This is a genomic window from Methylomarinum sp. Ch1-1, from assembly GCF_030717995.2.
GTDB classification, from domain to species: domain Bacteria; phylum Pseudomonadota; class Gammaproteobacteria; order Methylococcales; family Methylomonadaceae; genus Methylomarinum; species Methylomarinum roseum.
Genome location: NZ_CP157743.1, coordinates 876515 through 902309 on the forward strand (window position 1 = coordinate 876515; position 25795 = coordinate 902309).

Consider the following 25795-nt stretch of genomic DNA (forward strand, 5'->3'; position numbering starts at 1 on the left):
TACCTCGTGCCCGATGGCAACCGGCCGCAGCGCAAAGTCAGCCTGCCCGACAACACCCACCCACGGATGTACTGTGTCAAAGGCAGCATCTTGGATGACTAGCTAAGCGGACGACCAATCAAGTACAGCCTTGTCACCTTTCAGTGCACCGCCAGTAAACGCAGGTGTTTGGCCTTAGTTGCAGTTCCACACAGACAACACCGCTAGAGTCATTACAGTGTACTGCTAGTACACCAATAACCAGCGATGTACCAATAGCTAACGAACCCAATTATTTGGTTTCAACTCAAATAAGTTGAGAAAAATCATAATCGTGGTAGGATAAGCAACAGTGATAAAACCCAAAGTTTATGGTTAAAAAAACACCGTGGAGAGAGCATGATCCGCTGCCACCTAGCTCGTTTAATGGGCGAACGAAAAATGCGCATTAGCGACGTGATGCGAGAAACCGGCCTAAGCCGCACCACCATCACGCTACTTTACAAAGAAACCGCGCTAAAGGTGGACTTAGAGGCGCTCGATAAACTGTGCGTGCTGTTTGACTGTGAAATACACCATATTCTGGAACGTGTACCGGCCATCGGGCATACGTCAAAAAATTAAGGACCCCAAATGGCCATTAAGAAAACCGAACTCTACTCCTCCCTTTGGGCCAGCTGCGACGAGCTGCGCGGCGGTATGGACGCCAGCCAGTACAAAGACTATGTACTGACCCTGCTGTTTATGAAGTACGTGTCCGATAAATACAAAGGCGACCCTTATGGCATGATTGTGGTGCCGCAAGGCGCCAGCTTTGACGACATGGTCGCCCTCAAGGGCGACAAGGAAGTCGGTGACAAGATCAATAAAATCATCAGCGCCTTAGCGGAAGAAAACGACCTGAAAGGCGTGATCGACGTCGCCGACTTTAACGACGAAGACAAGCTCGGTAAAGGCAAGGAGATGATCGACCGCCTTTCCAAGCTGATTGGCCTATTTGAAGGGCTGGATCTCTCCGCCAACCGCGCCGACGGTGACGATCTGTTAGGCGATGCCTACGAATATTTGATGCGCCACTTCGCCACCGAATCCGGCAAATCCAAGGGGCAGTTTTATACGCCGTCGGAAGTGTCTCGTATTCTCTCCAAGGTGATTGGCATCAGTAGCGATACGCCGCAGGATGCCACCGTCTACGACCCCACCTGCGGTTCGGGTTCGCTGCTGCTGAAAGCCAGCGATGAGGCGCCGCGCGGTTTGAGTATCTTCGGGCAGGAAATGGACAACGCCACCAGCGCCTTGGCGCGCATGAACATGATTTTGCACAACACCGCCACCGCCAAAATCTGGAAAGGCAATACCATTTCTGATCCGCAGTGGAAGGAAGCCGCCAGTAATGGAAAAGCCCAATTAAAAACCTTCGACTTCGCCGTCGCCAACCCGCCGTTTTCCAACAAGAACTGGACCAGCGGTATCAACCCGAGCGAAGACGAATTCGGTCGCTTTACCTGGGGCATACCACCCGAGAAAAACGGCGACTACACCTTTTTACTGCACATCATCAAAAGCCTGAAAAGCACCGGTAAAGGCGCGGTGATTCTGCCCCACGGCGTATTGTTCCGTGGCAATGCCGAAGCGCGTATTCGTGAAAACCTCATTAAACAGGGGTATATCAAAGGCATTATCGGCCTGCCCGCCAACCTGTTTTATGGCACCGGCATTCCCGCCTGTATTATCGTAATCGACAAAGAACACGCGCAGGCTAGGAAAGGCATCTTTATGGTCGATGCCAGCAAAGGCTTTATCAAAGACGGCAACAAAAACCGTCTGCGCAGCCAGGACATTCACAAAATCGTGGATGTGTTCACCAAGCAACTGGAGCTGCCGCGCTATTCGCGCATGGCGCCGTTAAGTGAGATAGCGGCGAACGACTACAACCTGAACATCCCCCGCTATATCGACGCCAGCGAACCGGAAGACCTGCACGACTTAAGCGCCCATTTACAAGGCGGCATCCCCAATGCCGACATCGATGCCTTGGAAAAATACTGGCAAGTCTTCCCCAGCATTCGCGCCAGCCTGTTCAAACCTGCCCGCGATGGCTATAGCGATGCGCTGGTGAAAGCTTCAGACGTGAAAAGCACGATTTTAAATCACGATGAGTTCAAGGCGTTTGCCGCGGAAAGTCTCGAACATTTCACGGCTTGGAGTTCCGCGGCGGCGCTTGGAGAAATTGCTAAAGGCGACCAACCTAAGCAACTGATTTTTGAAATCAGTGAAAGTCTGCTGCAAAGCTATACCAATGTTCCGCTGCTGAGCAAATACGATATCTATCAGATCCTGATGGACTACTGGGCCGACACCCTGCAAGACGATGTTTACGTATTGGTGCAAGACGGCTGGCCAGCGGGCAAGGTATTGCGTGAACTGGTGGCCAAAAAAGGCGAAAAACTCAAAGAAACACCGGATTTGGTGATTAACAAAAGCAAATACAAGGCCGAACTGATCCCGCCCGCCTTGGTGGTCGCGCGTTATTTTGCGGATAAACAAGCCGAAGTGGATGCCTTGCAAAGCGCCCTGGATAGCGTCAGCCAAGCGCTCGAAAGCTATATCGAGGAGAACGGCGGAGAGGATGGATTGCTGATCGATGCGCTGAACGACAAAGACAAGGTTACCAAGGCCAGCGTGACCGCCCGTTTAAAACAGGCTACCGACCCGGAAGAAAAAGCCGCGCTCAAACAGGCCAAAAAGCTGTTCGACGCCGAGGCGGACGCCAAAAAAGCCCTGAAAGAGGCGCAAGAGGCCCTCGACTTGGCGGTATTTAAGCAATACCCCAAACTGTCAGAAGACGAGATTAAAACCCTGATCGTTGAGGACAAATGGCTGGCAACGCTGGAAAGTAATATCGTGGCTGAAATTGAGCGCGTCACTCAGCAATTGGCCAATCGGGTTAAAGAGCTGGAAGAACGTTATAGCGAACCGCTGCCGAGTATTGAGCGGTCGGTTAGTGCGTTGAGTGATAAGGTTTATGGGCACTTGGCGGCGATGGGAATAGATTTGAATGGAGAATTGAAAGTTGAAAATGGAGAACGAAAACCCCGTTATCAACTATCCCCTGTCAATTCTCAACTTATGAAACACAGTGAGTTGGGGGAGATTCCGGAGGATTGGGAGGTTGTTCAACTTGGCGATTATTCATCTTATGTTGGCTCTGGAAAAACGAGTACAAAATATACTGGAGACTTTCCGCTTTACGGTTCTACAGGCCTAATCGGTACTTGCGAAAGACCTGAATATACAGGTGATGCTCTACTTGTCGCGCGTGTTGGGGCTAATGCTGGTAGGCTTAATTTTGTTTGCGGTGAGTATGGCGTTTCTGATAACACAATAATAGTCAAATTAAGGCCAGACAATAACATCGCCTTTTTCAAATATTGGTTGATAAGGAAGAATCTCAATACTCTAGTTTTTGGGTCAGGCCAACCACTAATAACAGGGACTCAGCTTAAGGATTTGTCTTTGCCTCTTCCCTCAGAGAAAGAACAAACTGCCATCGCCGCCATCCTCTCCGATATGGACGAAGAGATTCAGGCGCTGGAGCAACGCCTGAGCAAAACCCGCCAAATCAAACAGGGCATGATGCAAGAGTTATTAACCGGACGGACGCGCTTGCGCGTCAATGGATAATTGAGAATGGAAAATTGAAAATGAAAAAAGACAACCAACATTCTCCATTATCAACTCTCAATTATCCATTCACAAAGCGTAACTCCGTTGCCGAGAAGTCGTTTCAGTTTTCATTGCGCGTAGTAAAAATGTCGAAATTTTTACAATCCGAGAAGCGCGAGTATGTTTTGAGCAAGCAGGTGTTGCGCAGTGGCACGGCGATTGGTGCGTTAGTGCGTGAGGCGGAGCATGCGCAAAGTAAGGCGGACTTTATCAATAAAATGAGTATCGCCTTGAAAGAAGCCAACGAAACGGATTATTGGATAGAGCTTTTGTTTCAATCAGGCGAAATCACCCAAGAAAGCTATCAATCCATCAAACCGGATATTCAAGAGCTATTAAAACTATTGGTTTCCATCGTCAAAACCTCTAGGGAGAATGCCGAAAATGACAAAAAGTAATTCTCCATTTTCAACTTTCCATTTTCAACTTAACATGCAGGAACTGCTGACTGGGAAAACGCGTTTGGTGAAGGAGGCGTAAATGGCAAAGGACGGTAAGCTGCTATATCACTTATCAGCGTTGGAAAATCTTGATTCTATTTTCAAAACTGGATTGCAGTCTCGAGCCGGTTTACAAAAAGGAATGTTCGAAGATGTTGCGGATGTTGAGATTTTAAATTCGCGCCAAGAACATGGCTTAGAGCAATACGTTCCTTTTCATTTTTTCGCGAAAAGTCCTTTTGATTACGGTGTTCAGAGAGCTCATCCCAATAAAGATTTTGTACTGGTGACGGTGCATAGAACGGTAGCGCAGGCTAATAATTGGAAGATTGTGCCAAGACACCCCCTGGCAGACGAGGGTTATGAAATTCTTGATTACGATGCGGGAATCAATGTAATTGATTGGGCGCTGATTTCACAAAGAGACTATAGCGACAGGGCCTGCAAAGTTGCCTGTATGGCTGAGTGTTTATCTCCGTACAGTGTGCCTGCTGGGAAAATATTCTGTGTCTATGTGAAGACGGAGGCAGTTAGGAAAGCTGTACAGGATTTGGCTGATAAGCATAACGTTTCGTCTCACATCAATCTGGCGATTCACATGTTTGCGGGTGAAGCTCATGTATGATTACAGCCAAACCCTGAATCCCCAAAAAGCACTGATTTGGCGTATTGTCCACCGCGAAAATATCCCATGGATATTGGATAACGGTTTGCACTGCGGTAATAGTATCGTGCAGGCTCCCAATTGGGTGCATATTGGCAATCCGGATTTGATTGATAAGCGGGCGTCACACCCGGTGCCTATCGGCGCGGGTGGCTATTTAAATGATTATGTGCCGTTTTATTTCACCCCTTTTTCGCCTATGATGAAGAATATTCACAGCGGCTATGGTGGTATTCGCCAGCGTTCTAATGATGAGATTGTGATACTGGTGTCTAATCTTTTTCGGGCGCGAGAGTTGTCGTTGCCGTTTGTATTTACCGATGGCCACGCCTACTACGCATGGTCGAATTTCTATACGGATCTGGCCGATTTAGATAAAATCGACTGGCGTATTCTTCAAGCGCGAGATTTCAGGCGTGACCCTGACGACCCGGCAAAATTTGAGCGCTATCAGGCAGAGGCTTTAGTTCATGGGCATTGCCCCATTGACGCGCTTATAGGTATGGTCTGTTACACTGAAAACACAAAAATACAACTGGATGGTTGGCTGCAACAGCGCAATTTAATCATGCCAGTGTTTGCACGAGCTAGGTGGTATTTCTAATGATTCATTACACACAAGGCAATTTACTCGAAGCCGACGTCGATGCTTTGGTTAATACCGTAAATACCGTCGGGGTGATGGGTAAGGGTATAGCGCTCATGTTTAAAGAGCGCTTTCCTATGAACATGCAAGCCTATGTCAAAGCCTGCAAAGCCGGTGAAGTGGTTACCGGTAAAATGTTTGTGACCCAAACCGGCGAACTGATGGGGCCGCAGTGGATTGTAAACTTCCCTACTAAGCAGCATTGGCGTACCAAATCCAAAATGGAATGGGTGGAAGAAGGGCTCTTAGACTTACGCAATTTCATTATTGAGCAGCAAATTAAATCCATCGCCATCCCGCCCTTGGGCGCCGGTAATGGCGGTTTGGTGTGGCAAGAGGTTAAACTGAAAATTGAGCAAACGTTGGGGGAACTACCAGATGTTGAAATCTGGATATTCGAGCCGACAGCGAAATATCAAAACGTGGCTAAAAAGACGGGGGTGAATAAGCTGACACCTGCACGAGCCATGGTGGCTGAACTGGTGAGACGCTACTGGATTTTGGGGATGGAATGCAGCTTATTGGAGATTCAAAAGTTAGCGTGGTTCTTACAACGCGTTATCGAAGCACAAGGGCTAAAAAACGAGTTAAAGCTTAATTTCGAGGCAAACAACTATGGCCCTTATGCCAATAACCTAGAACATCTGTTAAATGCGCTGGATGGTAGTTATTTAAAATCCGATAAGCGTATTCCCGATAGCAACCCTTTAGACGTTATTGCCTTCAATGATGCTAAAAAGCAGCAAGTTGAAGCTTACCTGAATAGTGAAGGCAAAGACTTTTTACCTGCATTGGAAAAGGCTAGCGAGATCATGGATGGCTTTGAGTCTCCCTTTGGTATGGAGCTGCTTTCTAGCGTTGATTGGTTGTTGGTAAACGAAGGCTGTGAGCCTACGCTAGCATCTATTAAAACCGGCCTCGCTAATTGGCCTGCTGGCAGGAAGTGGGCTGATCGAAAGCTTGCATTGTTTGATGATAAAAGCCTACAAATTGCGATAGATCGTTTGAAAGTAGTTGCACTGTAAAAGGAGTTTTAATGTGTCGAATGCAGGCCTGCGTGAGCGTATCATATGAAATAGTATCGTTCAGTTTTTCCAGCAGCACTTAGGCTATCGCTATTTGGGGGCTTGATCCTTGCTTGACTGAGAGCAGCCTATTCTTGGTTAATTCTATGTAGGCATATGATTTTTATGATAAATATTTGCTTGATCGTTGCTTGACTGGCAGAGGTTAAACAGCATCGAATACATGAGAGGATATGATGAGCAACGTAGGCCAGCGCGAGCGCATTACCCAAAACCGTATTGTTCAGTTTTTTCAAACGGATTTGGGCTACCGCTATTTAGGCGATTGGCAGGATCGCGCCAATAATAAAAATATTGAGCTCGATCTCCTTGTCGATTGGCTGAAAAAGCGTGGTGTTAGCGAAGCCTTGATTAATCGCGCCATTCGCCAGTTGGATGTCGCCGCCGCGCTGGGTGAAGGTAAAAAGCTCTACTACGCCAATAAAGACGTTTACCGTCTGCTGCGTTATGGCGTGAAAGACAAAGAAGGCGCAGGTCACCAGAATGAAACCGTATGGCTGATCGATTGGAACAATCCGGAGGTCAACGATTTTGCCATCGCCGAAGAAGTGTCGATCAAGGGCGAGAACAAAAAGCGCCCGGACATCGTGTTGTACGTCAATGGCGTCGCCTTGGGCGTGATCGAGTTGAAACGCTCGTCTGTGTCGGTTTCCGAAGGTATTCGCCAGAATCTGGATAACCAGAAGAAAGACTTTATCCGTAACTTTTTCACCACCCTACAACTGGTGATGGCCGGTAACGATGCCCAGGGCTTGCGTTACGGCGCCATTGAAACGCCGGAAAAGCATTATCTGGAATGGAAAGAAGATTTAGCGCATCCATACGACCACAAGCTGGATTTTCACCTGAGCCGTATCTGCAACAAGCAGCGCTTTTTGCAGATCATCCATGATTTTATTGTCTTTGACGCCGGCATCAAGAAAACCTGCCGCCACAATCAGTTCTTTGGCGTTGAAGCGGCCAAGCGCCATATCGCCAGGCGCGAAGGCGGCATTATTTGGCACACCCAAGGTTCGGGTAAAAGCTTGACTATGGTGTGGCTGGCCAAGTGGATACGCGAAAATGTAAAAGACGCTCGCGTGCTGATTGTCACCGACCGTACCGAGCTGGACGAACAAATCGAAAAAGTTTTCACTGGCGTGGAAGAAGATATTTACCGCAGCAAAAGCGGCGCCGATTTGGTGGCGACCTTGAACCAGCCTAATCCTTGGTTGCTGTGTTCGTTGGTGCATAAGTTTGGTCGGCAGTCGGATTCGGAAAATGACGCGGCTACCGATGAATTCATTGCCGAACTGAAGAAATCGCTGCCGTCGGATTTTAGCGCTAAAGGCGACCTGTTTGTGTTTGTCGATGAATGTCACCGCACCCAATCGGGCAAACTGCACGAGGCGATGAAGTCCATCCTGCCTGAAGCCCTATTTGTCGGTTTCACCGGCACGCCACTGATGAAGAAAGACAAGAAAAAATCGGTGGAGGTATTTGGCCCCTATATCCACACCTACAAATTTGACGAAGCGGTGGCCGATGGCGTGGTGCTCGATTTGCGCTACGAAGCGCGGGACATCGACCAGAATATTACCTCGCAAAAGAAGGTGGACGACTGGTTCGAGGCCAAAACCCGTGGCCTTTCCCGGTTAGCCAAAACACAGCTGAAACAGAAATGGGGCACCATGCAGAAGGTGCTATCCAGTAAGTCGCGCCTGCAACAGATTGTGAATGACATTCTGTTGGACATGGATACCAAGCCGCGCTTAATGGACGGCTACGGCAACGCCATGTTGGTGTGCGCTAGCGTTTATCAGGCCTGTAAAGCCTATGAGATGTTCAGCCAAAGCGATTTAGCGGGCAAGGTCGCCATTGTCACCAGCTTTCAGCCTACGGCTGCCAGCATCAAAGGCGAGGAAAGCGGCGAAGGGTTGACCGAAAAGCTGTTTAAATACGATATTTATCGCAAGATGCTGGCCGACTACTTCGAGCAACCGGAAGAGCAAGCGGCCAGTCGCGTTGAGGCGTTCGAAAAAGAGGTCAAAAAGCGTTTTATCGACGAGCCGGGACAGATACGCTTGTTGATTGTGGTCGATAAACTGCTGACGGGCTTCGATGCGCCCTCGGCCACCTATTTGTATATCGATAAACCGATGGCCGACCACAATCTGTTCCAGGCGATTTGCCGAGTCAACCGTTTGGATGGCGACGACAAAGAATACGGCTATATCATCGACTACAAAGACTTGTTCCGGTCCCTGGATAAAGCCATTTCTGACTATACCCAAGGCGCGTTTGAGGGTTACGACAAGGAAGACGTGGCAGGACTCCTGAAAGACCGTTTAGAGCAAGCCAAGTTGGACTTGGATAATGCGCTTGAAATGGTTCGCGCCTTGTGCGAGCCGGTCAAAGCGCCGCGTAATACGGAAGACTACATTCATTATTTCTGTGGCGAATCCGGCGCGAATCAGGATGAGTTGACCGAAAAGGAAGCCTTACGCTTAACCCTGTATCAAAACGTGGCCAAGCTGCTGCGTGCGTTTGCCAATATCGCCAACGAAATGCCTGACGCAGGCTATTCTGCGCAAGAAGTCGATGCCATTCGAACGGAAGTGACCCGCTTTGAAAAGGTTCGCGATGAAGTCAAGTTGGCCAGTGGCGATTTGCTGGACATGAAGCGCTTTGAACCCGCGATGCGCCACTTGCTGGATATGTATATTCGCGCCGACGACAGCGAAGTATTGATGGATTTTGAAGAGCTCGGGCTGATCGAGCTGATCGTCGAAAAAGGGGCCGATGCCGTTGATGCCTTGCCGGAGAGTATTCGCAACAACCCAGAGGCCATGGCGGAAACCATCGAGAACAATGTGCGTAAAACCATTGTCGATGAAAATCCGGTCAATCCGAAGTATTACGAGCAGATGTCGGTATTGTTGGATGAACTGATTGAACTGCGTCGTCAAAAGGCCATCGAGTATCAGGAATATTTGCAGCGCATTCGTGAGTTATCACGCAAGGTGATCCGCCCCGAGCAAACGTCATCCAATTATCCATCTTCAATGGATACCCCTCCCAAACGCGCCTTTTACGACAATTTTGGCAAAGATGAACTGCTGGCAACCAAAATTGACAGCGCCATTCGCTATACCAAGAAAGCGGATTGGGTGGGTGACCGTTTTAAAGAACGGGAAATCGCCAATGCGGTGCGAGAGGAAACCACAGGCTATGAGGTGGACATTGAAGGTGTAATGGAGCTTGCCAAGGCGCAAAAGGATTATTTATGAAGAGAAGGATAAGCCTAGCGCATCCCCCCAAACAACCAGAGGCTGAACATTGGGGTCAATCATAGAAATCGGTTCGATTACGGTAGCGTTACATCGCAAGGCCATCAAAAACCTGCATATCAGCGTATTGCCGCCCGATGGCCGGGTGCGGATTTCCGCGCCTGAGTCCATGACGGACACCGCTATTCGCATGGCGGTGATCGGCCGTATTCCCTGGATCAAAAGGCAACAAAATGAGTTTGCCAAACAACCCAGACAGTCAGACCGAGAAATGGTCAGCGGCGAATGCCACTATCTATGGGGCAAGCGTCATCGTTTGAATGTTTTGGAACGGGCGGGCCGGCATGAGGTGAAGGTCGGGGGTGGGAAAATCCATCTTTACGTGAATGCGGAAACCTCGCTTGAGAACAAAACTTGGGTTCTGTCGGAGTATTACCGTTCAGTGTTGAAAGCGCGCATAGAGAATTTGCTCGAATACTGGCAGGAAGAAATTGGCGTTGTTGCGAGTCGCTGGGGTGTGAAGAAGATGAAAACCAAGTGGGGAAGCTGCAACACCGAAGCTAAACGGATCTGGTTGAACCTGGAGCTGGCCAAGAAGCCGCCCGAGTGCCTGGAATACATCCTGGTGCACGAATTGATCCACCTGCTGGAACGTAAGCACAACGAGCGATTTAAGGCCTACATGGATAAGTTCCTGCCCGACTGGCGCGAGCGTCGAGATCTTTTGAATAGTATGCCGCTTGGCCATAACCATTGGATTTATTGATCGGGCGTTCAACATAATCTGGTTCCGGCAAGGTTTGCAGCAAAGTAAGGAACTATTCAGTTGCCGGTTGTAGACTTCCTTAGGAATATGCACAAAATAACTTCCCGAAACAATAGGCTTTGTGGAGGTTCGGTAACTCGCTTGACAGGACGCCGTGAATACATCCGTGTAGTCTTGACGGCGGCTATCCCTGCCGCCGACACCTGTCAATCGAGCCACCGATTCCTCTTCCGACGTTTGGAGAAGTTATTTCATACTCGTTCCTTAATCGCGCCGGCGTAGGGTGCGCGCGCCGCGTACCTTTTGGCGTATGAATACGTCCGAATCGTTTGAAAAGGGTACGCAATGCCTACCCTATCACTGGGTGAAGCGCATCGTTCGAGATTGATGCGCCAATTACCGTCGGCAGCAAAGTTAGGGACGGGAAAAATATCCCGTCCCGCCGTTGTAGCCGTAAGAGTCTCTCCCTCGGACCAAATGAAGTTTTTCGCGCCGAGGGCGGCGCTCCTAAGGCGGTTAGGGTTAATTTTACCTGATTACTTATAACTCTCAGCTACTGGGCGAGTGTTCGGTGGCTTGATCTGCAAGTGTGTGAGGCATGGATGCCGAACCCAAGCTTATAGGGATATATTTACAGCGTCTTGCAGAGCAAGTTACCGAATGCTCGTTTTTTTACCTATCTTAGCAAGTACGCTTAATGCAGTTAATCATTATTCTTTAAAGTTAGCGGACACTTATGGGTAATCAGGTAATTTTATACTCTACGAAAGCTTTATTCGATGTTTTGAACCTGCTCGCGCATCTGTTCGATCAGCACCTTCAGGTCGATGGCAATGGCGGTCATTTCCTTGTCGGCCGACTTCGAACCCAGCGTGTTGGCTTCGCGGTTCATTTCCTGCATCAGAAAATCCAGGCGGCGGCCGACCGGCTCGTCCTGGGTCAGGATGCGGGAGACTTCGTCGATATGGGTATTCAAGCGGTCCAGTTCTTCGGCGACATCCAGTTTCTGCGCCTGCATCACCAGCTCCTGTTCCAGGCGGTCGAAGTCGGGCTCGGCGACCAGTTCGGCGATGCGCTCGGTCAATTTCTCGCGCAGCAGGCGCAGCACTTCCGGCATTCTCGCCTGGGCCTGTTCGACCAATAGGCGCATCTTGCCGCAACGGTCCTCGATCAATAGGCCCAACTGTTCCCCTTCCCGTTCACGCGCGGCCAGCACATCGCTCAGGGCGCGGTCCAGCAGATCGTTGATGCCCCGCTGCAAGGACTCGCGGTCGCTTTCCGCTTCCTGTTGAATGCCCGGAAAGGCCAGCACCTCCAGCGCGGAAAAAGCCTGCGGCCTTTCCATGTGCTGTTCGATCGCGGCGGTCGCCGTCAGCAAGCCTTTGACCGCTTCGTTATTAAAGGCATAGCTTTGCTCGGTCCCCTGTTTCTTGTAATTAAGGGTGCATTCGATCTTGCCGCGCTTGAGGCGATTTGAAATGGCGACGCGCATATCGGATTCGGCGAAGCGCAGGCGCTCCGGCAGTTTCAAGCTGATATCGCAGTAACGATGGTTGACCGAACGTAATTCGCAATTGATCAGTAAATTAGCGATCTCGGCCTCGGCTCCGGCAAAAGCTGTCATACTTCTTATCATTTTTCACCTATAATTGTAGGGCTATCAAAGTCTCTCAAACCCCAATGTCAGAATATTACGATCCGGAAACCTATCCGCAAGAATGGAATTATCTACAAACGGGCACCATTATAGACCAGTATATGATCGAGCGGGAACTGGCTCATGGCGGCTTCAGTTCGGTCTATTTGGCCAGGCAATTGGAGGATCAGGTTCAGGTGGCGATCAAGGAATATCTGCCCAGAAAACTGGCGCATCGCACCTGGAATAATGTCGTGACGCCGCATGGCGATGAAACCAAGACCTTGTTTATGCGCGGCCGCGCGTTGTTTTTTGAGGAAGCCAAGGCGCTGGCCAATTTAAAGCACCATAACATCGTCGAGGTGATCAATTTCTTTCAGGCCAATGAAACCGTCTACATGGTGATGACTTACGATTACGGCCTGACCTTGGATAAGATACTGCATAAGAAACTGCTGACCGTCGATGAAGAGTTCTTGCGGAAGGTTTTTCATGATCTGCTGAACGGTATTGCCGAAATTCACCGGCAAAAATTTATACATTTGGATATCAAGCCGGCGAATATCCTGATTCGCGCGCAACACGATCCCTTGCTATTGGATTTCGGCGCCATCCAGCGCTATCCCATCGTTAAGGGCGCCAACCGCAGCAAGGTGTTGACCAAGGGTTATTCGCCGATCGAGCAATATTCCAATCAAATCCAGCTGGGACCCTGGTCCGATATCTACGCCGTCGGCGCCAGTATGCGCGCCTGCCTGGATCATAAGACGCCTCCGCCGGCTCCCGAGCGAGAGCGAAAAGACACGTTGGCGCCGGCGGTCAAGACGCATAAAAACAAGTATCCCGATTACCTGTTGAAGGCGATAGATTGGGCGATGGCGGTCAAGCCTGAAGAACGGCCGCAATCGGTGGAGGATCTACAGCAGGCGCTGCTCGGTAAAAATTAAACCATGACGGTAAAAACGGGTATACTGTCCGGTTTTAATTTTGTCGAGAACACCATGAGACCAAGCGGACGTAGCCCAGATCAATTAAGAGAAATTCGTTTTACCTGCAACTATACTAAACATGCGGAAGGTTCTGTGCTGGTTGAATTTGGCGACACTCGGGTACTCTGCACCGCCAGTGTGGAAAGCCGCGTGCCTTTTTTCTTGAAAGGCAAGGGCGAAGGTTGGATTACCGCGGAATACGGCATGTTGCCTCGGTCCACCCATGATCGCATGGGACGCGAAGCCAGCCGAGGCAAGCAAGGCGGTCGGACCCTGGAAATCCAGCGTTTGATCGGCCGCTCATTGAGAGCCGCAGTCGATTTGAAGGCCTTGGGCGAAAACACCATCACCATCGATTGCGACGTCATTCAGGCCGACGGCGGCACTCGCACGGCGTCGATCACCGGAGGCTTTGTCGCTCTGTCGATCGCGATTCAGCATTTGCTGGACAAAAACAAAATCAAGAAAAATCCGCTGCATGGTCAGGTGGCGTCGGTGTCGGTGGGGATTTTCCAAGGTGTGCCGGTATTGGACCTGGATTATGCCGAAGACAGTAATGCCGAAACCGACATGAACGTGGTGATGAACGACGCCGGCGCCTTCATCGAGGTGCAGGGCACCGCCGAAGGCCATGCATTCAGAAGAGAAGAGCTGGACAGCATGCTGGAGTTGGCCGAGCAAGGCATCCGTGTGCTGATAGAAAAACAACAGCAAGCATTGGACAGCGTCTAATAATGTTCGGCAATCATCAGCATATCGTCTTAGCTAGCGGCAATCGGGGCAAAATCAAGGAGATTCAGGCCATCCTGGAAGGTCATCCGATCCTGCCGCAATCACAATTCGATATCGCCGAGGCAGACGAAACAGGCTCCACGTTTATTGAAAACGCCATCATCAAGGCCCGTAACGCGGCCTTGCATGCCAATGCACCGGCCATCGCCGATGATTCGGGGCTGGTCGTCGATGCGCTGAACGGCGCTCCGGGCGTCATTTCCGCGCGCTATGCCGGCGCCGGCGCTTCCGATCAGGACAATGTGATCAAATTGCTGCGGGAGCTCGAAGGCGTTGGCGAAGCCGAGCGCACGGCCCGCTTCGTGTGCGTCATCGTGTTCATGGAGCATGCCGGCGACCCCACGCCGGTCATCGCTCAGGGTTGCTGGGAAGGACGCATTTTGGAAAGTCCGCGCGGCGAAAACGGCTTCGGCTACGACCCGGTGTTCTGGGTGTCGGAATACCAGTGCTCGTCGGCGCAACTGACGCCGGAGGTGAAAAACGCCATCAGCCATCGCGGCCAGGCGCTGAAGCAACTGGCCGAATTGATGAAGTCCCGGTGAAAGACCCGCTGCTGGCCACGGCCGGTCAATTCTGTCCGGGCCAGGCCATCGCCGAGATTAAAACGCTAGGCAATGGCCTGATTAACGACACCTTCCTGGTGAGCGCCGCCGAGTCGAAGTTCGTGTTGCAGCGAATTAATGGGCGGGTTTTTTCTCAACCTGAGCGGGTGATCGAAAATCTGCAATGTATCGGGCGTCATCTGCAATCGCTCGACGCCCGGATGATCAAACTGACGCTGCCGGCGCTACTGCAAACGGCGGCCGGCGACTATGGTTATCGCGATCCCGCCGGCGATTTCTGGCGGGCTCTGGCATTGATCGAACACGGCCAAAGCCGCGAATGCCTCAGTCGCCGCAGCGAGGCGGGGCAGACCGGTTTCGCGCTGGCGCATTTCCATCGCCTGTTCAGCAATCTTGAACCGGGCTTACTGCACGACACGTTGCCCGGTTTTCATGTCACGCCCGGTTATTTACGGCATTATGATCAGGTTGCGGCCGCATCCGCCGCTGATCGCAAAGACGAGTCTGTCGTTTTCTGTCGACGATTTATCGACGACTATCGGGACAAGTGCGACGTGCTTGAAAACGCCAGACGGCAAGGCTTGTTGCGGGAACGGATCATACATGGCGATCCGAAACTGAACAATTTTCTGTTCGCCGGCGATGCCGACAGCATTATCAGCCTGATCGATCTGGACACCGTCAAGCCGGGGCTGGTGCATTATGACATCGGCGATTGTCTGCGTTCCTGCTGCCATATCAAGCGAGACCACCGTTTCGATCTGGATCTTTGCGCCTCGGTGCTGGAGAATTATCTGCGCGAGGCCGGCTCTTTTTTCAGCGACGCCGATTACGACTATTTATATGCGGCGATCGAGCTGATTCCGTTTGAACTGGGTCTACGCTTTTTTACCGACTTTTTGAACGGCGACCGTTATTTCAAGGTGAAGCGTCGGGATCAGAACCTGGAACGGGCTGTCGAGCAGTTTCGGCTGTGCCAGGATGTTCGTCGTCAACGTCCGCACATCGACGCGCTGATCGACCGGCTACGGAACGTTTAATCCGGATATTTCTTGTTTTTGAGCGGGACGAGGTTTGCAATCCCGTCTCGCGTGGGCAGCGCATCAAAACCCGGTGCGCTTCCTGTCGTCAGCACACCCACATCCGTGAGCTGGATCACGCGGAGCGGATCCGCCAAAAGCATTCAATGCGTGCGGGGCGAGTTAATTAAGCCGCCCCGCGCTTTCAGCGCACGAAGGACGTCAGTCGGTAAACGGTTGGGGTTTTGCGATCCAGTAGCCCTGGGCGTAATCAATGCCCAGCTCGACGACCTGGTCGTAAATGCATTGCGTCTCGACGAATTCGGCGATGGTTTTCTTGCCCAGCAAATGGCCGATCTCGTTGATCGACTTCACCATCGCCAAATCGACCCGATCATCGCAAATATCCTTGACGAACATGCCGTCGATCTTCAAGAAGTCGACCGGTAAATTTTTCAAATAGGCGAACGAAGACAGGCCGCTGCCGAAATCATCCAGCGCGAACAAACAGCCCTTGGCTTTCAGCGCCCGCATGAAGTCGGTAGCCAGATTCAAGTTGGCGATCGCCGCCGTTTCGGTAATCTCGAAGCAGAACTTTTCGCTGGGCAGGGCGAAATATTCGAATTGCCGATAAATCGAATCCAAAACCCCTTTCGCGCCCAGGGTGTGGCCGGATAGGTTGATCGTGCATAAGGCCAGGTTATCGAGCTGTTTACTATGTTCGGCATACCAGGTTAGACAGTGCTTGATGACATACTGGTCGATCTGATCCATCAGGCCGTAGCGCTCGGCGGCGGGAATGAAGGCGCCCGGCTGGATATCGGTGTCGATGTGATCATTGATTCGCAGCAGGGTTTCGAAATGCTCGCCTTCCGACGCATGAATGCATTGTATCGGCTGTTTATACAACACGAAACGGTCATGATCGAGAGCCTCATGCAGCTTGGCTACCCATTGCATTTGTCCCGAGCGCAGGCGGATTTCTTCGTCGTTTTTATGGTAGATGAAGACTTGGTTGCGGCCGGCGTCTTTGGCGGCGTAACAGCAGGAATCGGCTACGATCAGCAGGTCGTTCAGATTATGAAATTCGTCGGTAATTTCGATCAGCCCCATGCTGACACCGATGCGGAAGCTTTTGTCTTCCCAATTGAAACGATAATCGGCGATTTCTTCCCGCAGTAAATTGGCGATGCGTTCGGCCTGTTCGAGCGAGCAGTGTTCCATTAGCACGCCGAATTCATCGCCGCCGAGACGCGCCAGCGTGTCTCGGCTTCTGATCTTATCCTGTAACAGCAGGGTCAACTGCTTCAGCAATTCATCGCCGGCGGTATGGCCGCAGGTATCGTTGATAATCTTGAATTGATCCAGGTCCAGATAACAGAAGGCGTAGTCGCTGTGCATTTCATGCCGCAGCGACATCACCTTGTTCAAGCGGTTTTCAAATTCACGCCGGTTGACCAAGCCGGTCAGGGAGTCGTGCGATGCCTGGTATTCCAGTTCCTGAGCCAGCCGCCTGGATTCGGTGACGTCGCTGAATACCAGCACCACGCCTTGCACCTTGCCGTCATTGTCGATGATCGGCGCGGCCGAGTCCTGGATCGAATATTCTTGGCCCTGTCTGTCGAGCAGCAGGGTGCTGCGGCTCAAATATACGATTTCACCGTTACGTAAACAATTCCTCACCGGACAACTCAGCGGCGTCCGGCTGATCTCGTCGATCGTGTAGAAGACCTTGTCCACTGCCAGCCCCTTCGCTTCATGATGAGGCCAACCGGTCAATTTTTCGGCGATGGGATTGACGAATTCGATCAAGCCGTTTTCATCGGTGGTGATGACGGCGTCGCCAATCGACTTCAAGGTGACCAGGGCGCGCTCCTTTTCCTGGATCAGTTTTTCTTCCGCCTGCAAGCGCTCCGAAATTTCCTGCCGCAAGGCCCGCGTCCGGTCTTCCACCTGTTGTTCCAGGCGCTGACGATAGATCTCCAGTTCTTGTTCCGCCGCCTTGCTTTTCAGCACATTATCGATGATCAGCGGCAGCAGCTTCAGATAATCGCCTTGAACATCTTTGCTCAGGTAATCGGCCGCTCCTCGTTTCAGGGCTTTGACGGCGATTTCCTCGTCGCCGCTGCCGGTGACGAAGATGGTCGGCGTGTTCGCAGGAATCTGCGGCAGCAAGTCAAATGCGGTGCCATCGCCCAAGGAGTGATCGGCCAGAACAATCTGGTATTGCCGGGATTTCAGCAATGCAGAGGCTTGTGCCACAGAGCTCGCAATGTCGTAGTCATAGGCGAGTCGCCGAAGCTTGACGAAGCGCTTAAAGATGATCTGATCGGCCAGATCATCTTCGATCAATAACAAGCGTATTCGCGGCATCGGGACTTATTGTTTGCGCGTCCAATAAGGCGCCAGTACCTGAATCGAGGCCAGAAACTGATCATAATCAACCGGCTTGAGAATATAGCCGGAGATGCCTTTGATGAAGCTTTGATCGACATCCTGCTGTTCTTTCGACGACGTCAGCATGATGACGGGAATGTTTTTGAACAAGGAATGCTCCTTGAGGATATCCAGACATTCCAGGCCGTTCATTTTCGGCATGTTGATATCCAACAAAATCACGCAGGGCAATCCTTGGGTCGGTTGCTGCAGATAGGCAATGGCTTCTTCGCCATTGCTGACCGTCACCAGCACATTCACTACCTCCAATTCTCTGAAGGCGCGTTTGACTGTCATTACATCGACCAGGTCGTCCTCGACCAATAATATGGGTTGAACATTATTCATCTTTTTTTATTATTTTAGGTAAGGTGAAAATAACCGAACATCCCTGACCAACTTCCGATTCTATCCAGATTTTGCCGCCCCAGTTGTGCACCATTTTTTCGATCAGGCTCAAGCCGATGCCGGTGCCATGGGTTTGGTCCTTGGGTTTTAAGGTTTGGAACAATTGAAAGACTTTCTCTTGGTATTTCTTGTCGATGCCCGGTCCGTTATCGGCAATACAAAATTGCCAGTCGTGAGCCAGTTCTGAACAACTGATATCGATCAGTCCCCGCTCCTTATCATTATATTTGATGGCGTTATCGAGCAAGTTCTGAAAGACTTGATAAACCCTGAGCTTTTCCGCCTTTATAACAGGTAATGGCGACTGGATACTAATTTTTATCCTCTCAGGCGGCGAAATCAACTGAATGACTTCGTCGAACACTTCGCCGGTGTCCACCGTTTCCAGTCTCTCCTTAACTCGACCAACCCGGGAGTATTGTAAAATCCCGTCGATCATGTCATGCATGCGTTTGGCTCTGTCTCTGAGCAGCGCCATTTGTTCTCGACCGTCTTGGTCGAACTTATCGGCATAATCTTCGGCGATCCAGCCCGATAATTGATTAATCGCTCGTAGCGGCGCCTTCAAATCATGGGACACTACATAGGCGAAGTTTTTCAATTCCTCGTTGACATGATTCAGCTCATTGGTTCTTTCCTGCACCCGCCTCTCTAGGTCTTTGTTTAGGCTTTCGATGGCTTGCTGACTCTGTTTCATTTTCCTGATCAATTGCGTGTTTTGCAAGGCGATCGCCGCTTGCGCCATCAACATCCGGGTCAGCTCGATCTGTTCACGGGTGAAGACCGACTTGATCAGTTTGTTCTCTAAATATAACACTCCCAGCACGTTTTGCTGAATCAACAGCGGTGTACATAGGATCGACTTCAGTTGCTGTTGCTGCACGGTCTCGTCGGTAATGAAGTCGCCTTCGGCGCAGGCGTTTTCCAACACCAGCATTTCCCCGGTGCGGTGCACATAGTTGACGATCGCCCAGCTTAAACTGCCGGTGTCAAAGCCTTGCTCTTGGCTGATTTGCACCTCGACGATATCGCGTTTGCTGCCGCGCGCCACGACTTGCAGATGATGCTTTTCGGCCAGCAAAAAATAACCGGTCTTGGCGCCTAAACGCTCCATGACCGCCTTCAGTATTGTGCTGAGCAGTAAATTAAAATCGAGCTGTTGAGTGATCGCCCGGGTGGCTTGCAGCAGATAATTGACATCGAGCAATTGCGCCAGTGAGCGTTCGGCGCTGTGCTCTTGGTCGCGCAGCGTGAGCGAATATTTTTCCTGCAATTGCTTGAATTTCACCGCTGCGGAACAACGGCGATAAGCTTTGGCGGCCTGCTGCAAATAATAGCTGGCCTGATCATGCTGATTTTCGATAAACAGTTGTCCTAGACGCTCCTGCAAATAGCCTTCCAGCAATATGAATTGCTGCGTCGTCGCCAGATCGATCGCGTCCAGGCAATAGCGGCGGCAATTGCTGAAATCATTTTGCTGATAGGCTTTTTCCATTTTCATGAATAGAAAATAGGGCTTAAGAATCGGTCCCAATGTCGCCCAGCTTTCCACCTTGTCGACACATTCATTCAGCACTTGCCGTTCCGTCGTCGAGATGGAAGGCTGCAAACGCAGATCATTGACATAACGAAACACATACCAGAGCCGGTTAAGGATATTGTCGCTCAAGCCTCTTAGATAAGGTCGGGCTTGCTCCAAGGCCTCGCTGGCCCTGAGGAAGTCGCCAAGATAATGATAGCTGATGCCTTTCAACGTGTAATAACCGCCGATCGATACGACATGCTTATCGCGTTCCCATTTCGCCAGCATCGCCTCGATTTGCTCAGGCGTGTAACTGGCGGTTCCGGTCACCATCAGGTCGCTCCAGCCTGCTATCGCGCTTTGCGCCAACCCCAATGACAATGACAGATTGAATTTTTCCGAGAAAGCGATGCATTGTTCGGCGATGTTATTGACCTGGTCAAGATGCTTGCCTTGATGTATGAGGTGCCAGATATACGGGCCGTAGGACAGGCCGGCGTTATATAAATCGCCGCAACCCTTGCCGCGATGGATATTTTTTCGGCATTGCTCGATGATATGTTCGGAGCCGCGGCGATTGTGCATATTGGTCCATAAGATGCCGTTGATGCCCTTGGTGGCGCCGAAAGTATCGGGATAGCGCTCGGACAGCGCCAATCCCAAGTCTTCATAGCGAAACGACCTGTCATATTGGCCTTGGCGCTGTAAATACAGGCCGACCATCGAAAAACCGTAAATAACAGTCTCATCGACGCCGCCGGCCAGGCAGTTCTGAGTCGATTGTATCGCCGACAAATATAGCTGAGGCACCATGCCGGCCAGATAATAATCGGGAATCAGTTCGCTGTAGATGCCGGTTTCGATCTTGGTGGCGCGATCGCCGCTAGGGGTGATATCGAGAATCTGTTGCCAGATATCGCGATTGTCGTGATGAATCTGTTCGATAATTTCGGCAGATTTCGCCAGCGCCTGTTCATCGTCGTCAGGAATCGCGCGATTGAAGAAACTTAGGCCGCGGTTACCCAATGTTATCGCTTGTTTGAATTTTCCCATCGAGGACAGGCCGGTGGTTTGCTCATACAGACAATCGACCCGGTCGAGATCGCTTTTCGCCTCTTTGATCAGAATATTCAGAATCTGCTCCGATTCCGGTTGGGAGCCCAGCGCCATTTCGGTGCGGGCCAGATATTTATGCAGCGAAAACAAAAAATCATAATGTTCGTCCCAGGATTGATCGGCAAACAGCTCACGGCTCTGGCGGAAGAAAAAATTGGCATTCTCCATCGCCAGCGCCTTCATCGCCATGATTCCGGCGTGATAATTGAATTCCGCTTCCTGACGACGCTGTTGCTCGCTTTGTTGTTCAGGACGACCTTCATAGAGGTGTTCGACGATGCTGAACAGATTTGGCAGGCTTTCCAATTCAGTCTCGGGCGGGATGGCCATGATCAGCGCATCGGCGATCTGTTTATGGATGCGGCGTTTAGTCGTCTCATCCATGAAGCTTTCCGAAGCCGCCTGTACCTGATCATGAAAAAACAGGATCTGTTCTTTTTCTCTGAGCAGGATATTATGGGTAAAGCATGCCGTCAGCGCCTGGTATAAGGCCGGCAATGACATGCCGGCCACCAGCGCCAGTTCGTTGGCGGCAAAGCGGGCGCCCAGGCAGGCCGCGATCGACAAGAGTCTTCGCGAAACGCTGTCGAGTTTGGCGATTTTATCTTTGAACAAGTCCAGCGCCGACTCGGGTATCGCGGTATGACGCAGCTGTTCGTCATCCCAGACCCAGACGCCGTCTTCAGCCAAATGCAAATGTCGGTAACTATGCAACCAGCGCAGGCTTTCATTGACGAACAACGGATTGCCGGCTGAGGTATGGAAGATGACATCGGCTAATGCTTCTGTCCGGGACGGATAGGTGTTGAGAATATAGGCCGTCATTTGATTGACTTCAGGCAAGCCCAGCGCCTGTAGACGGATTTCTTGCAGCGGTCTGTTCGCCCGGTGGATTTTATTGATCAATCCGGTCAGGCGATGACTGGCGTCCACCTCATTATGTCGATAAGCGCCGATCAGGAACAGATAGGGATATTCCAGCGGATTGTCGAACAGGCGCTCGAGAAAATCGAAGGTGGCGCCGTCGCACCATTGCAAATCGTCGATGAATAGGGTCAGCGGGTGTTCCTGGCTGGCCAGGCAGGCGAGGAGCTTGCCGGCCACATCGTTAAAACGGTTGCGTGCTTCCACCGGCGGCAAATCGGCCACCTCCGGCTGCGCTCCGATAATCAATTCCAGCTCTGGCGCCAGGTCGATCATTAACTGGCCATTTTCTCCCAGTTGGGCGGCTATCCTGTTTTTCCAGTACCGTATGCGGCTGCTGTCCTCGGTCAGAAAGGTCTTGATTAGGGCGGTCAATGCCTGAATCAGTGTGCTGTAGGGGATGTGCTTTTTAAATTGATCGAATTTTCCCGAGCAAAAATAGCCGGCATGGGACACAATCGGCAGTTGCAGTTCCTGTATCAAGCGGGTCTTGCCGATGCCGGACAAGCCGGAAATCAACGCCGCCCTGAACACGCCGGAGCAAACCTTATGATATTCCTCCAATAATTGCTTTTTCTCTTGGTCGCGGCCGACCATCAACGAGGGTATCGTGATGCGGTTGCTATAATCCTTCTGTTTCAAAGTAAAACGGCTGATGTGCTGATGCTGCTGCCAATTCTCCAGGCAGTGGCGCAAATCTACGCATAAGCCTGATGCGCTCTGATAACGTTTTTCAGGGGCTTTCTTCAGTAATTGGCCGACAATCTTGCTCAGCGTCTTCGGCACGGCCGGGTTGACCTGATGCGCCGGCTGCGGTGTTTCGGCCAGATGGGAATGGATGATCGTGATCGGGTCGTCAAACAAAAACGGCGGCCTGCCCGTGAGCAGCGCATAAAAAATCATCCCTAATGAATAGAGATCGGTTGAATAATTGACCGAATGTTTGATGCGTCCGGTCTGTTCCGGCGATAGGTAGGGCAGCGTCTGGATGCGAAAATTTTCATGATAGATGAAATGGCTGATCTGGTTGATATCCAGCACCCGGACATCGTCGAGAATCTGGATTTTCAGGCTGTCTGGCTGTATCAGAATATTGCTCGGTTTGATGCTCTTGTGGATATGTCCCGCGCGGTGTCTGTGTTCGATTCGTTCAGCGATCGCCAACACGATTTTCAGTATAGTCTCCAGTCCCGGCGTGGCATTGTCCTCCATCCACTTCATCAGGCTTTGTCCCGGTTGCCAAGGTTGCAACAGACACAACATTTCGCTGTTCGGATGCAGTAATACGGGCACGATCAAGTCCTCCAACGGCAGTTCCGCCAGATGATCGATCTGCTGTTGCAGGTAAAGCGCCAGCTCATCGCTACAGAATTGGTCATTGATTTTTTTTATGACGACCATGTTATCAGATTGACCGAGCGGAGAGGCCTTATACACTTCGGCATGCATACTGCTGCCCAGCCAGTCCTCAATCTGATAATTCAATAATTTTTTGATCAATTTGTAATCCTTAACGGGCAACCATATACTAGCGGACTATAGCATTTATGCTGCTTTCGCGTCATTTCACGGCTATTATTGATTAATGACTACCGTTAAATTGTGCTATAAACGGCTGATTAAGCGCCCTGAAATAAGTTTGAGCGCATCGAGAGTCCAGCCTAAGCGACAGCGATTAGGTAATCGTATGGCTTTGTTGAAGGCGTGGGACGCACTCGTCGATCAGAATTGCGCAAATTATAGATTTTTGGTGGTTTTTTTTTCGAGCTGTGGGTGCGGCATCTTACAGAGGACGTACGAACTTTTTCGAAGTACGTAAGGTATGTAGAAATCAACCTCAATTCCAACAGAAACAGCTTCGGCGCAGTATTGTGACCACTATGAAACCGGATTTAGTTCCACAGAACCGCGACATGATAATCAGCAGAGAGCAGAGTAATGCTTTGTTGAAAATACAGCGAGATATCATGGAGCGGTTGACGTTAGGCGCCGACCATCAGAGCATACTGGATGCCTTATGCAAAACTGCGGAAGACATGTCTGCAGGTGCGGTCGCTTCGGTCATGGTGTTCGATGAAAGCCGCAGTTTTCTGAAAGTGCTGGCCGCCCCCTCGATGCCAGCCGATGCGATTAGTGCGTTAAACGGCCTGATTCCAGGGCCGCAGGCGGGGTCTTGCGGGACCGCGGTTTATTGCAATGAACCGCAATACGTCTGCAATACCAGTGACGATCCGCGTTGGAGTAAACTGCGCCAATTCGCCTTCGATTTCAATATTTGCGCTTGCTGGTCTAACCCGGTTCGGATCAATGAACAGGAGCCGATTGGTTCATTCGCGCTGTCTAATTTTGAGCCCGGTCAGCCTTCAGAATTCCTCAGGCGTTTGCTAGAAACATGCGCCTATATTGCCGGCATCGTGATCAAAAGGCAGCGCGAAGAATCCCAGTTATGGAAGCTGGCGCATTACGATCCATTAACCGACCTGCCCAATCGTTCCTTCTTTAATAATCATCTGGAGTACGCCATTCAGATCGCCAGGCGCACCCGGCAAAAATTGGCGCTGTTGTTTCTGGATCTGGATAAATTTAAGGATATCAACGACACCCAGGGTCATGAAGCCGGAGATCGGGTATTACAATATATCGCCCAAAGCATCGAATCGTGTTTACGCAAAGGCGATACATTTGCTCGGTTGGGCGGCGATGAATTTGTCGTGCTGATCGAAAATCTCAATGATACCGAACTGGTCACCCATATCTGCGAAAAAATAAACAACTCTTTTAAGTCCAAATTTACCCTCAACGACATCGATTATCCCCTGTCCGTCAGCATCGGCGTCAGTATTTTTCCCGATAATGGGGAAACGGCGCAGATATTGTTACGCAATGCCGATACGGCGATGTATGCCGCCAAAAAACAGGGTCTAGGTCGCTACCAGTTTTATCAGGAGGCGTTAACACAAACGGTGACTGATCGCCTGCAATTGACCGCCGAAATACGTCAGGCCCTGGTCCAGCAGGATTTCGTCATCCATTATCAGCCGCAATATTGTCATGACAACGATAAAATCGTCGGCGCCGAAGCCTTGGTCCGGTGGCGACATGCGGACAAGGGCATGATTCCTCCGGCCGAGTTTATTCCCGTTGCCGAACAATCGGATTTAATCAATGAATTGGGGATCTATGTCCTGAAAACCGCCTGTCAACAATGCCTGGCATGGTGGAAACGGGGGCTGCCCCGCTTTTCCCTGGCTGTCAATCTGTCGGTCAATCAGTTGCGCCCCGGCGTAGCCGCCGAGTTTCAAGCGTTGTTGATGGAAATCGGTTTTCCATTAGCCAATTTGGAACTGGAAGTGACCGAAAGCCTGATCATGAAATACGAAGATTTAAGCGAGTTGAAGGCCCTGCAAGCATTGGGCATCGCGATCGCGATGGACGATTTCGGCATCGGTCATTCGTCATTGGCCCAACTCAAACATCTGCCCATTTCCAAACTTAAAATCGATCGCTCCTTCATCAAGGATATTCCCGCTGCCGACAATGATATGCTGATCGCCTCAACAATCATCAGCATGGGCCATAGCATGGGTTTGAAAATAGTCGCTGAAGGCGTTGAAACAGCCGCACAGAAATCGTTTCTGGCTGAAAAGGGTTGTGATTTATTGCAGGGATATTTACTCAGCAAGCCTTTGCCGGCCGAAGAATTTGAGCGCTTGTTGCTTGCTCGGCAACAAGCCTAAGATTAAGATTTTCTTTTCGCGCCGAGGGCGACGCTCCTCGGTGTGATTGATTTTATTCTCCTAGCGCCCTTGCGTAGT

The 25795-nt window shown here is 50.8% G+C and carries 17 protein-coding genes; 13 read left to right on the forward strand and 4 right to left on the reverse strand.

From position 1 onward, the window contains the following. The first annotated feature begins 378 nt into the window (after nucleotides 1-378). The 8 genes from Q9L42_RS04330 to Q9L42_RS04365 all read left to right on the forward strand — a co-directional run bounded on the left by Q9L42_RS04330 (nucleotide 379) and on the right by Q9L42_RS04365 (nucleotide 10575). Nucleotides 379-603, forward strand: a complete 225-nt coding sequence (locus tag Q9L42_RS04330) for a helix-turn-helix domain-containing protein (RefSeq protein ID WP_305909654.1) — start codon at nucleotides 379-381, stop codon at nucleotides 601-603. Between the two features lie 9 nt (nucleotides 604-612). Then, nucleotides 613-3663, forward strand: a complete 3051-nt coding sequence (locus Q9L42_RS04335; RefSeq protein ID WP_305909653.1) for a type I restriction-modification system subunit M — start codon at nucleotides 613-615, stop codon at nucleotides 3661-3663. A gap of 20 nt (nucleotides 3664-3683) precedes the next feature. Continuing rightward, entirely contained in the window at nucleotides 3684-4103 is a 420-nt protein-coding gene (locus Q9L42_RS04340) for a four helix bundle protein (protein ID WP_305909652.1), read from the forward strand. Between the two features lie 82 nt (nucleotides 4104-4185). Beyond that, nucleotides 4186-4770 carry a DarT ssDNA thymidine ADP-ribosyltransferase family protein gene (locus Q9L42_RS04345; protein ID WP_305909651.1) on the forward strand — a complete coding sequence of 195 codons (585 nt, stop codon included), beginning with the start codon at nucleotides 4186-4188 and terminating at the stop codon, nucleotides 4768-4770. After that, a complete protein-coding gene (gene darT / locus Q9L42_RS04350; RefSeq protein ID WP_305909650.1) occupies nucleotides 4763-5413 on the forward strand; it encodes a type II toxin-antitoxin system toxin DNA ADP-ribosyl transferase DarT in 651 nt (216 codons plus the stop codon). Before Q9L42_RS04345 ends, darT begins: the two co-directional genes overlap by 8 nt. Further along, on the forward strand, nucleotides 5413-6480 hold the full coding sequence (gene darG, locus Q9L42_RS04355) for a type II toxin-antitoxin system antitoxin DNA ADP-ribosyl glycohydrolase DarG (protein WP_305909649.1): 1068 nt from the start codon (nucleotides 5413-5415) through the stop codon (nucleotides 6478-6480). Before darT ends, darG begins: the two co-directional genes overlap by 1 nt. A gap of 236 nt (nucleotides 6481-6716) precedes the next feature. Then, nucleotides 6717-9809, forward strand: coding sequence for a type I restriction endonuclease subunit R (locus Q9L42_RS04360; RefSeq protein ID WP_349432049.1), 3093 nt, complete (start codon nucleotides 6717-6719; stop codon nucleotides 9807-9809). Between the two features lie 49 nt (nucleotides 9810-9858). Then, nucleotides 9859-10575: a M48 family metallopeptidase gene (locus Q9L42_RS04365; protein WP_305909646.1), complete on the forward strand. Its 717-nt coding sequence runs from the start codon at nucleotides 9859-9861 to the stop codon at nucleotides 10573-10575. A 772-nt stretch (nucleotides 10576-11347) separates the two neighbouring features. Here the strand turns inward: Q9L42_RS04365 and Q9L42_RS04370 are convergent. Then, nucleotides 11348-12211 (reverse strand): YicC/YloC family endoribonuclease, encoded by an 864-nt coding sequence (locus Q9L42_RS04370; protein ID WP_305909645.1) that lies wholly within the window; start codon nucleotides 12209-12211, stop codon nucleotides 11348-11350. 44 nt (nucleotides 12212-12255) lie between these two features. Here Q9L42_RS04370 and Q9L42_RS04375 point away from each other — a divergent pair, with 44 nt between their 5' ends. The 4 genes from Q9L42_RS04375 to Q9L42_RS04390 are packed head-to-tail and all read left to right on the forward strand — an operon-like array spanning nucleotide 12256 to nucleotide 15595. After that, entirely contained in the window at nucleotides 12256-13158 is a 903-nt protein-coding gene (locus Q9L42_RS04375; RefSeq protein ID WP_305909644.1) for a serine/threonine protein kinase, read from the forward strand. A 54-nt stretch (nucleotides 13159-13212) separates the two neighbouring features. Beyond that, a complete protein-coding gene (gene rph, locus Q9L42_RS04380) occupies nucleotides 13213-13932 on the forward strand; it encodes a ribonuclease PH (protein ID WP_305909643.1) in 720 nt (239 codons plus the stop codon). A 2-nt stretch (nucleotides 13933-13934) separates the two neighbouring features. Continuing rightward, complete coding sequence (gene rdgB, locus Q9L42_RS04385; RefSeq protein ID WP_305909642.1) at nucleotides 13935-14534, forward strand: RdgB/HAM1 family non-canonical purine NTP pyrophosphatase; 600 nt, start codon at nucleotides 13935-13937, stop codon at nucleotides 14532-14534. After that, nucleotides 14531-15595 carry a phosphotransferase enzyme family protein gene (locus tag Q9L42_RS04390; RefSeq protein ID WP_349432053.1) on the forward strand — a complete coding sequence of 355 codons (1065 nt, stop codon included), beginning with the start codon at nucleotides 14531-14533 and terminating at the stop codon, nucleotides 15593-15595. The genes rdgB and Q9L42_RS04390 overlap by 4 nt, the downstream gene beginning before the upstream one ends. Before the next feature lie 201 nt (nucleotides 15596-15796). Here Q9L42_RS04390 and Q9L42_RS04395 read toward each other — a convergent pair whose 3' ends face one another. Genes Q9L42_RS04395 through Q9L42_RS04405 form a run of 3 tightly spaced genes read right to left on the reverse strand, consistent with a single transcriptional unit; the run spans nucleotide 15797 to nucleotide 23480 of the window. Further along, nucleotides 15797-17947, reverse strand: a complete 2151-nt coding sequence (locus Q9L42_RS04395; protein ID WP_305909638.1) for an EAL domain-containing protein — start codon at nucleotides 17945-17947, stop codon at nucleotides 15797-15799. A 6-nt stretch (nucleotides 17948-17953) separates the two neighbouring features. Next, entirely contained in the window at nucleotides 17954-18358 is a 405-nt protein-coding gene (locus Q9L42_RS04400; RefSeq protein ID WP_305909637.1) for a response regulator, read from the reverse strand. Continuing rightward, the gene (locus Q9L42_RS04405) at nucleotides 18351-23480 is read right to left on the reverse strand and encodes an AAA family ATPase (RefSeq protein ID WP_349432056.1); all 5130 of its coding nucleotides are present in this window, start codon (nucleotides 23478-23480) and stop codon (nucleotides 18351-18353) included. The genes Q9L42_RS04400 and Q9L42_RS04405 overlap by 8 nt, the downstream gene beginning before the upstream one ends. 380 nt (nucleotides 23481-23860) lie before the next feature. Here Q9L42_RS04405 and Q9L42_RS04410 point away from each other — a divergent pair, with 380 nt between their 5' ends. Beyond that, entirely contained in the window at nucleotides 23861-25717 is a 1857-nt protein-coding gene (locus Q9L42_RS04410) for a bifunctional diguanylate cyclase/phosphodiesterase (RefSeq protein ID WP_305909634.1), read from the forward strand. Nucleotides 25718-25795: the final 78 nt, after the last annotated feature.